Consider the following 11,705-nt stretch of genomic DNA (forward strand, 5'->3'; position numbering starts at 1 on the left):
ACGCGGCCCCGGCGCCCGAGGGCGCCCCGGCCGAGCAGCTCGCGCTGCGCGGCCGCACCGAGAAGATGTCCCGGATCCGGCAGACGATCGCCCGCCGCATGGTGGAGTCGCTGCAGGTGTCGGCGCAGCTGACCACCGTGGTCGAGGTGGACATCACCAAGATCGCGCGGCTGCGGGAGCAGGCCAAGGCCGACTTCCAGGCCCGCGAGGGCGTCAAGCTGTCGTTCCTGCCGTTCTTCGCGCTCGCGACCGTCGAGGCGCTGAAGGCGCACCCGAAGGTCAACGCGGTCATCGACAGCGAGACCAACGAGGTCACCTACCACGACGTGGAGAACCTCGGCATCGCCGTCGACGTGCCCGAGCGCGGCCTGATGGTCCCGGTCGTGCACAACGCCGGGCAGCTGAACCTCGGCGGCCTGGCGCAGCGGATCGCCGACCTCGCCGAGCGCACCCGCACCAACAAGGTGCACCCGGACGAGCTGGCCGGCGGCACGTTCACGCTGACCAACACCGGCAGCCGCGGCGCGCTGTTCGACACCCCGATCCTCAACCAGCCGCAGGTCGGCATGCTCGGCACCGGCGCCGTCGTCAAGCGGCCCGCCGTCATCGACGACCCCGACCTCGGCGAGGTCATCGCGGTCCGGTCGATGGTCTACCTGGCGCTGACCTACGACCACCGGCTGATCGACGGCGCCGACGCCGCCCGCTTCCTCGGCACGATCAAGCACCGCCTGGAGGAGGGCAACTTCGAGGCCGACCTCGGCCTCTGACCCCTCCGGCACGTCCGGGACCCCGGCGCCCCACGCGGGCGGCGGGGTCCCGCGCGTCTCCGGGGAACCCCGGGAACGTCCCGGCGGAAACCCGGGACCGCGGTGAGAATCTCACCGCACGCCGGGGGCGTCCCCGTAGGGTGGGGACATGAGGGTGACCGTGACGGGCTCGTCGGGCCTGATCGGATCGGCGCTGGTGCGGGCGCTGCGGGAGGACGGGCACGACGTCGTGCGGCTGGTGCGCCGCGAGCCGGCGGCGCCCGACGAGGCGCGCTGGTCCCCGCCGGACGGCTGCGTCGAGGCGGCGGCGCTGGAGGGCGCCGACGCCGTCGTGCACCTGGCGGGCGCGGGCGTCGGCGACCGGCCGTGGACCAGGGCGTACAAGCGCCGGATCAGGGACAGCCGGCTCGACGGCACCCGGACGCTCGCGGAGGCGATCGCGGCGGCCGGCCACCGCCCGCCGGTGCTGGTGTGCGGGTCCGCGATCGGGTTCTACGGCGACACCGGCGACCGGGAGGCCGACGAGAAGTCCCCGATGGGCGCCGGGTTCCTCGCCGCGCTCGTACGGGACTGGGAGGCCGCCGCCGCGCCCGCGCGCGAGGCGGGGGTCCGGGTCGTCCACCCGCGCACCGGGGTGGTGCTGGCGCGCGGCGGCGGGATCGTCGGGCGGACGCTGCCGCTGTTCCGGCTCGGGCTCGGCGGCCGGCTCGGCGACGGGACGCAGTGGACGAGCTGGATCTCGCTCGCCGACGAGGTCGCGGCGCTGCGGTTCCTGATCGAGCACGAGGTGTCGGGTCCGGTGAACCTGACCGCGCCGAACCCGGTGACCAACGCCGCGTACACCGCGGCGCTGGCGCGGGCGCTGCACCGCCCGGCGCGGCTGGCCGTCCCGAAGGCGGTGCTGCGGGCCGCGCTGCGCGACTTCGCCGACGAGGGCCCGCTCATCAGCCAGCGGGTGCTGCCGCGGCGGCTGGAGCACGCCGGGTTCCGGTTCCGGCACGCCGACGTCGACGCCGCGCTCGCCGCCCTCCTGTGACCTTTGCGACCGGCCCGCTGCGACCGGCCTGCTGTGACCGGCCCGCCGCGGCGCGCCGAGACCAAGATTCGCTAAAGTCGCGGCCGCTCCCGCCCGGTGGCCATACGGTGACATTGAGAGAGCTTGCCGACGTGGAGGGCGAATGAGCACCGACGGACAGCCGCACATCCTCGCCATCGGCGGGGGCACGTTCGTCCCGGACGGCCGGGAGGGCATCGCGCCGAGCCCGCTGATGCGCTACGCGCTCGACCTGACCGGGCAGGACCGTCCCCGGATGTGCTTCCTGACGACGGCGGTCGGCGACGGCGCCGAGTACGTCGCGCGCTTCTACGCGGGGTTCTCCCAGCTGGACGCCGAGGTCAGCCACCTGTCGCTGTTCCCGATGCCGAGCGTCGCCGACATGCGCGCGCACCTGCTCACCCAGGACCTGATCTACGTGTCCGGCGGCAGCGTCGCGAACCTCCTCGCCCTGTGGCGGCTGCACGGCCTGGACGAGATCATGCGGGAGGCGTGGCAGGAGGGCGTGGTGCTGTCCGGGCAGAGCGCGGGCGCGCTGTGCTGGCACGTCGGCGGCAACACCGACTCCTTCGGCCCGCAGCTGCGGCCGCTCACCGACGGGCTCGGCTTCCTGCCGTACTCGTGCGGGGTTCACTACGACAGCGACCCGCAGCGCCGCCCGCTGCTGCAGCAGCTCGTCGGCGAGGGCACGCTGCCCGGCGGGTACGCGGCGGACGAGTCGGTCGGCCTGCACTACGTCGGCACCGAGTTCGTCCAGGCCGTGTCGTACCGGCAGGACGCGGGCGCCTACCGGGTCGAGCCCGACGGCCCCGGCACCGCCAAGGAGACGCGGCTGGAGCCCCGCCGGCTGGCGTCCCTCTGAGGAAGCGGTCCGCGGGCGGCATAGGCTGGCGTGCGTGAGTGATCTGGACGTGCGGGGGGCCGCGCCCGAGACGCCCCCCGGCAAGGCGCCGGCGACCGGCCGGCTGGTGGTCGTCCACGCGGGCTTCGGGACCGCGGCCGTCCCCTACCTGGACGGCTGGGACCTGCAGAAACGCACGCACGCCCTGCGGGTCGACGACGTGATCCCCGACACGGTCCTGCTGATGGAGCACCAGCCGGTGTACACCGCGGGCAAGCGGACCGGGGACCTCGACCGGCCGTTCGGCGACCCCGGCGCCCCGGTCGTGGACGTCGACCGCGGCGGCAAGATCACCTGGCACGGCCCGGGGCAGCTCACCGGCTACCCCATCGTCCGGCTGCCCGATCCCGCCGACGTCGTCTCCTACGTGCGGCTGCTGGAGCGGATGATGATGGCGGTGTGCGCCGAGTTCGGGCTGGAGACCACCACGGTCGAGGGCCGCAGCGGGCTGTGGGTGCCCGGCACCCCCGACCGCAAGATCGGCTCGATCGGGATCCGGGTGGCGCGGGGCGTGGCCATGCACGGGTTCATGCTGAACTGCGACAACGACATGGGCTGGTTCGACAGGATCGTGCCGTGCGGCATCCGCGACGCCGGGTCCACGAACCTCAGCCGCGAGGTCGGCCGGGACGTCCCGGTCGCCGAGGTCACCCCGCTGGTGGAGCGCCACCTCGCCGAGGCGCTCGGCGCGCGGGAGACCCTCCACCGCACGACGGCCCAGCTCGCCGCCCTCGGCGCCTGAGCGCCGCCTGAGCACCGCCTGACCGGTTCGCGCCGCCGCCTGAGCGCGGTCTGGGCACGGCCTGGGCGCGGCCCACGCGGCGGTCAGTGGTTCGGGAACATCACCTTGAAGACGGCCTGCCCCTCGTCCGCCGCGGCCTGGTAGAACGCGACCAGCGCCTCGTAGGCGGGCTTCAGGACGCGGTCGCGGGCCGCGGCGTCCATCCGGCCCGCGTCCTGCACGCCGGCCTGCACCATCACCGCGGGCTCGAAGCGGCCCGCGACGCCGGCGAACGGGGTGGCGGCCAGATGGTCGGCGGCGGGCTTCACCCGGTCGGGCGCGAGGTAGATCACGTCCATGCCGAGCTCGTCGGCGCCGTCCTCGGTGAGCAGCCGGCCGCCGCACACCACGTCGGCCTCCGGCTGGCGCCCCTCCCAGGGGTCGCCGGTCACCAGGTAGTGCAGCGCCTGCCACGCCCCGCCGACGTCCAGCGGCGCGAACGGCACGCGGCGCCGCCAGTCCGGCTCGCCGAACACGCGACGGGCGACCCGGGCGGGATCCGGCTCACCCTCCAGCACCGGCGGCACCCTGAGGTACGACATTGCCAGACCCACTGCGGTCCTCCATGCGAACGCTGTTGCGTGACGACAGGGAGTCACCCTAGAGAGAACCGCCGGTGGTCATGGACCGAAACACGCGAATCGACGGTGTGAGCGGGGTAACGTCACACGTTCGAGATCGGTCCGATACGGGTGCGTTAACCCCGGGGGCGCGCGGCCGCGATGTGCCGGCGCGCTGATCGCGACGTACCCTGAACGGGTGACGACGGTGACACCCGAGGGGCGCAAGCTCCTGCGCATAGAGGCCCGCAACAGCCAGACCCCGATCGAGCGCAAGCCCGAATGGATCAAGACGCGGCTGAAGATGGGCCCGCAGTACAAGGAGCTCATCGGGCTGGTGAAGTCCGAGGGCCTGCACACGGTGTGCCAGGAGGCGGGCTGCCCCAACATCTTCGAATGCTGGGAGGACCGCGAGGCCACCTTCCTCATCGGCGGCGACCAGTGCACCCGGCGCTGCGACTTCTGCCAGATCGACACCGGCAAGCCCGCCGCGTTCGACCGGGACGAGCCCCGCCGCGTCGCCGAGTCCGTGGCGACGATGGGCCTGAAGTACGCCACCGTCACCGGCGTCGCCCGTGACGACCTGGAGGACGGCGGCGCCTGGCTGTACGCCGAGACGGTCCGGCGGATCCACGCGGCCGTCCCCGGCTGCGGCGTCGAGCTGCTGATCCCCGACTTCAACGCGGTGCCCGAGCAGCTCGCCGAGGTCTTCTCGTCGCGTCCCGAGGTGCTCGCGCACAACGTCGAGACCGTCCCGCGGATCTTCAAGCGGATCCGCCCCGGGTTCCGCTACGAGCGGTCCCTCGAGGTGATCACCAGGGCCCGGGAGGACGGCCTGGTCACCAAGTCGAACCTGATCCTCGGCATGGGCGAGACCCGCGAGGAGGTCTCCGCAGCGCTGCGGGACCTGCACGAGGCGGGCTGCGAGCTGATCACGATCACCCAGTACCTGCGGCCGAGCCCCCGCCACCACCCGGTGGAGCGGTGGGTGAAGCCCGAGGAGTTCGTGGAGCTGAACGCCGAGGCCGAGGAGATCGGCTTCGCCGGCGTCATGTCGGGGCCGCTCGTCCGCTCCAGCTACCGCGCCGGACGCCTCTACAAGCAGGCGATCGAGGCCCGCCAGGCCTGATTCCGCGGCGGCCGGCCGTCCTCGCCCGCGTTTCGCCCGGCGAGGACGGTGTCGGGACGGGGGTCCCGGCCGACTATCCTTGGGTTCATGTCGAAAACGCCCGCGGACGGGAGCCAGGAGCGTCCGGGCCGCCTCAAGCAGATCCGCATGGTCGCCCAGGTGCTCCGCCAGGCCGACCCGAAGGCCCTTCCGATCGTCGCCGCGTCGGCGATCGGCACCCTGATCGTCGTCATCGTGATCGGGCTGGTGATCGGCCGGCTGTGGTTCTTCGTCCCGCTGGGCGTCCTGGCCGGCGCGGCCGTCGGCATGATCGTCTTCGGTCAGCTGGCGCAGCGCGCGCAGTACAAGGTGATCGCCGGGCAGCCCGGCGCGGCCGCCGCGGTGCTGAAGAACATGCGCGGCGACTGGACGGTCACCGAGGCGGTCAGCGGCAACCGGAACCTCGACATGGTGCACCGCGTGGTGGGCCGTCCCGGCGTCATCCTCGTCTCCGAGGGCCCGCGCAACCGGGTCGGGCAGCTGCTGGGCGCGGAGAAGAAGCGGATCTCCCGGGCCGCGCAGCAGGTGCCGATCTACGACGTGCAGGTCGGCGACGACGAGGACCAGATCACCGTCGGCCAGCTGCAGCGGCACCTGATGAAGCTGCCCCGCAACCTGACCAAGGCGCAGGTCGGGGAGCTGAACGACCGGCTCCAGGCGCTGCCCCGGTCCATGCAGATGCCGAAGGGCCCGATCCCGAAGGGCGCGAAGATGCCGAAGGGCCCGAAGCCCAAGATGCGGTGACCGCACGCGGTCGGAGCGCCCCTTCGGGGGCGCTTTCCGTTTTCCTAGATGTTCACGACGGCGGTGTTGGACGCGCGGTCGTGCATGCCGCGGTAGTCGCGGTCCCAGATCAGCGCCGGGACGACGAGGACCAGCAGGAGCGCGCGGGCGAACCCCATGAGGAACCCGACGGGGCGGCCGTCCAGCCGGACGACCCGGATGCCGCACAGCCGCTTGCCGATCGTGGTGCCGATCGTCGCGGTGAGCAGCCAGCCCTGGACCCCGAAGATCACCAGCGTCCACAGGCTGCGCTGCGGCGCCGACCAGTCGAGGGCGCTCGCCAGGCCGCTCGCGACCAGCGTCGACAGCGCCCAGTCGATGAACAGCGCGAGCAGCCGGCGGCCGTAGGACGCGACGGCGCCGCTGCCGCTCTCCGGCAGCCCGAGGCGCTCGCCGGGGCGGCCGAGGTCGGCGCCCGCCGCGCGCGCGCCGCCGAGCCACGTCTGCGTCCAGCGGGGCCGTGCGGCCTGCTGCTCTTCACCACCGCTCATGGCCTCTACGCTATCCGCTCCCCTGGCGGGTTCCGACCCGGCTCCCCCGGGGAGGGAACCCTGAGGAGCAGGACGCCCGGTGATCCGCGTAACACAGTCGAAACATATGGGACACGGCCGGGAAACGGCCCGGCCGTAGCCTGCGAGATGCCCAAGAGCGCACCAAGGAGGCTGGATGTTCAGCAGCGCCGAAGAGGTCCTGAGCTACCTCAGGAACGAAGGTGTTCGGTTCGTCGACTGCCGGTTCGTGGACCTGCCGGGCAAGATGCAGCACTTCACGTTCCCCGTCGAGAACTTCGGCGAGAGCGTCTTCACCGAGGGGCTGATGTTCGACGGCTCGTCGGTGCGCGGGTTCCAGGAGATCCACGAGTCGGACATGCTCCTGCTCCCCGACCCCGCGACCGCCGTGGTGGACCCGTTCCGCCAGCACAAGACCCTCATCCTGAACTTCTTCGTGCACGACCCGCTCACGGGCGAGCCGTACAGCCGCGACCCGCGCAACATCGCCAAGAAGGCCCAGGACTACCTGCGCGGCACGGGCATCGCCGACACGGTCTACTGCGGTCCCGAAGCCGAGTTCTACATCTTCGACGACGTCCGCTTCGAGACGAAGCAGAACGCCGGCTACTACTACCTCGACTCGGTCGAGGGCGCGTGGAACACCGGGCGCGAGGAGGAGGGCGGCAACCTCGGCGCCAAGCCCCCCTACAAGGGCGGCTACTTCCCCGTCCCGCCGATGGACCACTACACCGACCTGCGCTCGGAGATGGTCGCGCAGCTCATCGACTCCGGCATCGCCGTCGAGATGCAGCACCACGAGGTCGGCACCGCCGGCCAGGCGGAGATCGACTTCCGGTTCGACACGCTGCTGAAGACCGCCGACAACCTGATGCTGTACAAGTACATCGTCAAGAGCGTCGCGCGGCGGGCCGGCAAGACCGTCACGTTCATGCCCAAGCCGATCTTCGGTGACAACGGCTCCGGCATGCACGTCCACCAGTCGCTCTGGAAGGACGGCTCGCCGCTGTTCTACGACGAGGTCGGCTACGCGGGCCTGTCGGACGTCGCCCGGCACTACATCGGCGGCCTGCTCCGGCACGCCCCGTCCCTGCTGGCCTTCACGAACCCGACGGTGAACAGCTACCACCGGCTCGTCCCGGGCTTCGAGGCGCCGGTCAACCTGGTCTACTCGCAGCGCAACCGGTCGGCGTGCATCCGCGTCCCGATCACCGGCTCGAACCCCAAGGCCAAGCGCATCGAGTTCCGTGTGCCGGACCCGTCCTGCAACCCCTACCTCGCCTTCTCGGCGATGCTGATGGCGGGCCTGGACGGCATCAAGAACAAGATCGAGCCGCCGGAGCCGATCGACAAGGACCTCTACGAGCTGCCGCCCGAGGAGGCGCGGGCGATCCCGCAGGTCCCCGGCACGCTGCCGGCCGTGCTGGACGCCCTGGAGGCCGACCACGACTACCTGCTGGAGGGCGGGGTCTTCACTCCGGACCTCATCGAGACCTACGTCACGATGAAGCACGAGTTCGAGATCGACCCGATCCGGCTGCGCCCCCACCCGCACGAGTTCGAGATCTACTACGACGTCTGATCGGGCGAGCGCTCGGGAGCACGTGGCGGCCGCCACCATGGCCGAGGATCGAAACGAGATGTACGACGACGTCTGATCGTTGTTCCGGAAGGCCCGCGAGAACGCCTCGCGGGCCTTCCGCGTTTCCGGGGTCAGCCGATCCTGCGGGTGTAGACGACGCGGTCGAGCAGGCGTCCCTGCCGGCCGGGCGGCCCCGAGGCGGTCAGGCGAAGGACGCGGCGTGCGCGGCGGCCCACTGCTCGAAGGTCCGGGGCGGGCGGCCCGTCACGTCGCGGACGGTGGTGGTCACGACCGATTCGTCCAGCGAACCGGCCACGTAGAAGTCGAAGAACGCGTCGACGTACTTCTCGGGCATGTTCTGGAGCATCTCCGCGCGGGCCTCGTCGTCCGGCTGGGCGTCCAGCCGGAGGTCGCGGCCCAGCACGCCGCCGAGGATCCGCAGCCGGTCGGCGGGCCGCAGCGGCTCCGGGCCGGTGACGCGGAGCACGCGGCCCCGCTGGTCGTCCCTCAGCAGCGCGGCCGCCACGACGGCGCCGATGTCGGCCGGGTCGATCACCGCGATCGGCACCCCGGCGAACGGCGCGCGCACCACGTCACCGGCCTTGAGCTGCGGGATCCACTCGAACGTGTTGGACATGAACCCGCTCGGCCGCACGATCGTCCAGGCGAGCCCCGAGGCGCGGACCGCGTCCTCCGACTCGATCATGTAGCGGCTGACGGCGTTGGCCATGTCGCCCGACTCGGCCGACGAACCGGACAGCAGCACCACGTGCTCGACCCCGGCGCGTCTCGCCTCGGCGAGCAGCTCGGCCATCCCGTCGTAGCCGGGCAGCAGGAACAGCCCCCGCACGCCCTCCAGGGCCGGTGCGAGCGTCTCCGGCTTGTTCAGGTCGCCGGTGATGTACTCGACGCCGTCCGGACCGTCCGCCGGGGCCCCGCCCCGGGTCAGCGCCCGTACCGGCTCCCCGGCGACCGCCAGCGCCGCCGCGACCTCGCGCCCGACATTGCCCGTCCCGCCCGTCACCAAGAACATCGCTCCGCGCTCCCCTCTTTGTTAGGGAACGTTCCCTAACAAAGAGGTACGCTAGAACCATGCGTCGGATCTGGCAAGGGGTCCGGTGATGCGCCGCAGCGCCGCCGAGACACGCGAGCACCTCCTCGAGGTCGCCCACGACCTGTTCTACTGGCAGGGCATCAAGGGCGTCGGCGTGGACAAGATCGCCGCCACGGCCAGCGTCGCGCCCACGACCCTCTACCGGCTGTTCGCGTCCAAGGACGACCTGATCACCGCCTACGTCACCCGCGCGGACGGCCTCTACAAGGAGTGGTTCGACGCCACCGCCGCCGACGGGGACCGGCCCGCGCGCGCCCGGATCCTCGCGCTGTTCGACGCGCAGACCGAGCAGATCCAGCCGGACCGCTGCCGCGGCTGCCCGTTCCTCATGGCGCTCGCCGAGATTCCCGACGCCGCCCATCCCGCCCACCAGGCCGCCGCCGGGACGAAGCGGTGGGTCCGCGCCCGCTTCGCCGACCTCGCCGCGTCCGCCGGGGTCACCGACCCCGACATCGTCGGCGACCAGCTCGCGCTGGCCTTCGAGGGCGCCTACGCGTCCGTCCAGGCCCTCGGCACCGGCGGCCCGGCCCGCCACGCCCGCCGCCTCGCCGAACTCATCCTCGACGCCGCACCACGAACCCCCTGACCCGCCGCCGCTCCGCCTCCCCGCGCAGAACCTCCGCCGCCCGCCCGAACGACCCCACCCGCGCCCTGATCTCGACGATCGCGCGTCCCGTGTCATGGCACGGCGCCAGCGGATCACCGGTGGACGCGACGAACCACGGCACCCCGCCCACACCCGCCTTGACCCGCACGCTCTCGCCGAGCCGCGCCGAGAGCAGGACCCGCACCGACGCCGGATCGTCCCCGAAACACCGTTGCACGGCCAGCCCCGCCCGCTCCAGCGCCCCGGCCAGCCGCTCCAGATGGACGACGTCCTCTCGCCCGCGCTCCGTCATGCTTCGTGCCAGGTGACGGTGGACGCGGCGCCACGCCGGGCCTCGGCGACCAGCCCGAGGTCCACGTAGACGGCCCGGCCGAGTGGACACAACGCCACACTCCGCACGCAGCCCCGTGTCCCCGGCGGCGCCCCTGCCAGAGCCTCGCGAACATGCCGCCGCGCCGCGTCCCGGTCGTCGGTGACACCACCCGCCCCGCCCTCCGCGAATACATCCCAGGTGAAGAGCTCGCAGCCCGTGCGTTGTGGTTCTGTGTACGACATGTAACGCAGAGTGCCCGGACGGTCGACGCCGAGGGGACAGGGTTCCTGTCCCCTGGTTCAGACCAGCAGGCCGATGCGATCCGCCAGGGTGCGAGCGCCGCGCCGCACGTCCGGCGAGCCCTCGGAGGCCAGCTCGACGGTCATGCGCCGGGCGTAGCCGTTGTAGCGGACGGTTTCAGGGGCGGCGGTCTGGGCGTCGTCGAGCGCGGCGAGGGTCGCGGCCTGGTCGCCCGTGAGCTGCCAGGCGCGCGCGACCTCGACGAGGTGGCGGCCGCGGCGGGGCCGCGAGGGGATGGTGGCGCGGGACGCGCGGACGGCGTGCCGGCGCGCCTCACCGGCCTGACGGAGTTCGACGGCGATGGTGACGGCGTGGGCACCCATGATGACCTGCGAGAACGAGGTCATCGGGTCGTAGTGGGCGGCCGGGAGCGTGCGGGCGATGCGGTCGGCCTCGTCCCACCAGCGCCACGCGGTGCCGGGCTGCCCGGCGCGCGCGGCGGTGTAGGCGACCTCGTGGTGGAGGGCGCCCCACATGGCCCGGAGAGCGGCGTCGTCCCTGGTGAGGCGGGGCCGCAGCCACTCGAGGCCTTCGCGGTTAACCGCCTCGGCCGCGTCGAAGTCGCAGGCGTCCCGGTGCGCCTGGGCGGCGAGCCAGACGGCGCCGCCGAACGCCTTCGGGTCCTCCGATTCCTCGGCCGCCATGATGCTGCGCTCGACGACGCGCCAGAGGAGGTCCGCGGACGGCTGGTAGGCGAGGAAGAACTGGGCGAGGTTGTAGATCTGCGCGAGCAGCGCCAGGGCGCGGCGCCGCTGCGCGCCCTCGTAGGCCCGGACGGCGCGCTTGGCGTCCCTGATCAGGTCGGGCAGCAGGGCGCCGAGCACGGTGCGGTGGTCGGGTGCGGCGTGCCGGGCCCGCCACGCCGCGTCCAGCCTTGCCTGGAGGTGGGCGAGCGGCGGGGGCGGGTCGGTCATGGAGACGGCGACGGCGTTGATCGCGTCGCGGACGGCGCCCAGCGCGGGGTGCCCGGGCCCCCGGAGCATCCTCGTGGGCATCGGGCCGCCGCCGGTGAGGCGCGCCACGTCCCGCAGCTTCAGCGCTTCGGCGAGCCCCAGCAGGGTGGGGAGCTTCGGTTCGCCGATCTCGCCGCGTTCGACGGCCTTGACCCAGCGCGCGTTCCTGCCGATGAGGCCGCCGAGCACCTCGCGGGACATCCCGCGCCGTTCGCGGAAGTAGCGGATGCGCTGCCCGACGGTCAGATCGGGGTCGGCCGGATCGATGCCTCGCTCGTCCATGGGCCCGCCGCCTTTCGAGGGGTGTCTT

General features: G+C 72.7%; 13 protein-coding genes. 8 read left to right on the forward strand and 5 right to left on the reverse strand.

The window, feature by feature from the left end; genetic code table 11:
• The 4 genes from sucB to lipB all read left to right on the forward strand — a co-directional run.
• A partial coding sequence (gene sucB, locus F9B16_RS14240) for a 2-oxoglutarate dehydrogenase, E2 component, dihydrolipoamide succinyltransferase (protein ID WP_151540526.1) occupies positions 1 to 770 on the forward strand: 770 nt, incomplete at its 5' end.
• A gap of 148 nt (positions 771 to 918) precedes the next feature.
• Positions 919 to 1,806: a TIGR01777 family oxidoreductase gene (locus tag F9B16_RS14245; protein WP_151540527.1), complete on the forward strand. Its 888-nt coding sequence runs from the start codon at positions 919 to 921 to the stop codon at positions 1,804 to 1,806.
• A 142-nt stretch (positions 1,807 to 1,948) separates the two neighbouring features.
• The gene (locus F9B16_RS14250; protein ID WP_151540528.1) at positions 1,949 to 2,686 is read left to right on the forward strand and encodes a Type 1 glutamine amidotransferase-like domain-containing protein; all 738 of its coding nucleotides are present in this window, start codon (positions 1,949 to 1,951) and stop codon (positions 2,684 to 2,686) included.
• A gap of 49 nt (positions 2,687 to 2,735) precedes the next feature.
• Positions 2,736 to 3,467 carry a lipoyl(octanoyl) transferase LipB gene (lipB, locus tag F9B16_RS14255; RefSeq protein WP_404800497.1) on the forward strand — a complete coding sequence of 244 codons (732 nt, stop codon included), beginning with the start codon at positions 2,736 to 2,738 and terminating at the stop codon, positions 3,465 to 3,467.
• 83 nt (positions 3,468 to 3,550) lie between these two features.
• Here the strand turns inward: lipB and F9B16_RS14260 are convergent, their stop codons facing one another.
• Positions 3,551 to 4,048, reverse strand: coding sequence for a DUF1877 family protein (locus F9B16_RS14260; protein ID WP_225991618.1), 498 nt, complete (start codon positions 4,046 to 4,048; stop codon positions 3,551 to 3,553).
• Between the two features lie 217 nt (positions 4,049 to 4,265).
• Between F9B16_RS14260 and lipA the strand changes: the two genes are divergently transcribed.
• Positions 4,266 to 5,195, forward strand: coding sequence for a lipoyl synthase (gene lipA / locus F9B16_RS14265; RefSeq protein ID WP_151540530.1), 930 nt, complete (start codon positions 4,266 to 4,268; stop codon positions 5,193 to 5,195).
• An 87-nt stretch (positions 5,196 to 5,282) separates the two neighbouring features.
• A complete protein-coding gene (locus F9B16_RS14270) occupies positions 5,283 to 5,978 on the forward strand; it encodes a DUF4191 domain-containing protein (protein ID WP_151540531.1) in 696 nt (231 codons plus the stop codon).
• Positions 5,979 to 6,022: 44 nt separating this feature from the next.
• Here F9B16_RS14270 and F9B16_RS14275 read toward each other — a convergent pair whose 3' ends face one another.
• A complete protein-coding gene (locus F9B16_RS14275) occupies positions 6,023 to 6,508 on the reverse strand; it encodes an RDD family protein (RefSeq protein WP_151540532.1) in 486 nt (161 codons plus the stop codon).
• Between the two features lie 175 nt (positions 6,509 to 6,683).
• Between F9B16_RS14275 and glnA the strand changes: the two genes are divergently transcribed.
• On the forward strand, positions 6,684 to 8,108 hold the full coding sequence (glnA, locus tag F9B16_RS14280) for a type I glutamate--ammonia ligase (protein WP_151540533.1): 1,425 nt from the start codon (positions 6,684 to 6,686) through the stop codon (positions 8,106 to 8,108).
• A gap of 202 nt (positions 8,109 to 8,310) precedes the next feature.
• Here glnA and F9B16_RS14285 read toward each other — a convergent pair whose 3' ends face one another.
• A complete protein-coding gene (locus F9B16_RS14285; protein ID WP_151540534.1) occupies positions 8,311 to 9,141 on the reverse strand; it encodes an NAD(P)H-binding protein in 831 nt (276 codons plus the stop codon).
• A gap of 88 nt (positions 9,142 to 9,229) precedes the next feature.
• Here F9B16_RS14285 and F9B16_RS53580 point away from each other — a divergent pair, with 88 nt between their 5' ends.
• Positions 9,230 to 9,808: a TetR/AcrR family transcriptional regulator gene (locus F9B16_RS53580; RefSeq protein ID WP_151540535.1), complete on the forward strand. Its 579-nt coding sequence runs from the start codon at positions 9,230 to 9,232 to the stop codon at positions 9,806 to 9,808.
• Here the strand turns inward: F9B16_RS53580 and F9B16_RS14295 are convergent.
• Together F9B16_RS14295 and F9B16_RS14300 are read right to left on the reverse strand one after the other, a co-directional pair.
• Positions 9,777 to 10,121, reverse strand: a complete 345-nt coding sequence (locus tag F9B16_RS14295; protein ID WP_151540536.1) for a hypothetical protein — start codon at positions 10,119 to 10,121, stop codon at positions 9,777 to 9,779. The genes F9B16_RS53580 and F9B16_RS14295 overlap by 32 nt on opposite strands.
• A gap of 320 nt (positions 10,122 to 10,441) precedes the next feature.
• A complete protein-coding gene (locus F9B16_RS14300) occupies positions 10,442 to 11,677 on the reverse strand; it encodes a helix-turn-helix domain-containing protein (RefSeq protein WP_151540537.1) in 1,236 nt (411 codons plus the stop codon).
• Positions 11,678 to 11,705: the final 28 nt, after the last annotated feature.

This window comes from Actinomadura montaniterrae, from assembly GCF_008923365.1.
GTDB classification, from domain to species: domain Bacteria; phylum Actinomycetota; class Actinomycetes; order Streptosporangiales; family Streptosporangiaceae; genus Spirillospora; species Spirillospora montaniterrae.

What these genes read in the sequence shown, in the direction of transcription:
- F9B16_RS14245 (WP_151540527.1), top strand. Translation starts at nt 919, where the DNA reads ATGAGGGTGACCGTGACGGGCTCGTCGGGCCTGATCGGATCGGCGCTG.
- F9B16_RS14250 (WP_151540528.1), top strand. Translation starts at nt 1,949, where the DNA reads ATGAGCACCGACGGACAGCCGCACATCCTCGCCATCGGCGGGGGCACG.
- F9B16_RS14260 (WP_225991618.1), bottom strand. Translation starts at nt 4,048, where the DNA reads ATGTCGTACCTCAGGGTGCCGCCGGTGCTGGAGGGTGAGCCGGATCCC.
- F9B16_RS14270 (WP_151540531.1), top strand. Translation starts at nt 5,283, where the DNA reads ATGTCGAAAACGCCCGCGGACGGGAGCCAGGAGCGTCCGGGCCGCCTC.
- F9B16_RS14275 (WP_151540532.1), bottom strand. Translation starts at nt 6,508, where the DNA reads ATGAGCGGTGGTGAAGAGCAGCAGGCCGCACGGCCCCGCTGGACGCAG.
- glnA (WP_151540533.1), top strand. Translation starts at nt 6,684, where the DNA reads ATGTTCAGCAGCGCCGAAGAGGTCCTGAGCTACCTCAGGAACGAAGGT.
- F9B16_RS14285 (WP_151540534.1), bottom strand. Translation starts at nt 9,141, where the DNA reads ATGTTCTTGGTGACGGGCGGGACGGGCAATGTCGGGCGCGAGGTCGCG.
- F9B16_RS53580 (WP_151540535.1), top strand. Translation starts at nt 9,230, where the DNA reads ATGCGCCGCAGCGCCGCCGAGACACGCGAGCACCTCCTCGAGGTCGCC.
- F9B16_RS14295 (WP_151540536.1), bottom strand. Translation starts at nt 10,121, where the DNA reads ATGACGGAGCGCGGGCGAGAGGACGTCGTCCATCTGGAGCGGCTGGCC.
- F9B16_RS14300 (WP_151540537.1), bottom strand. Translation starts at nt 11,677, where the DNA reads ATGGACGAGCGAGGCATCGATCCGGCCGACCCCGATCTGACCGTCGGG.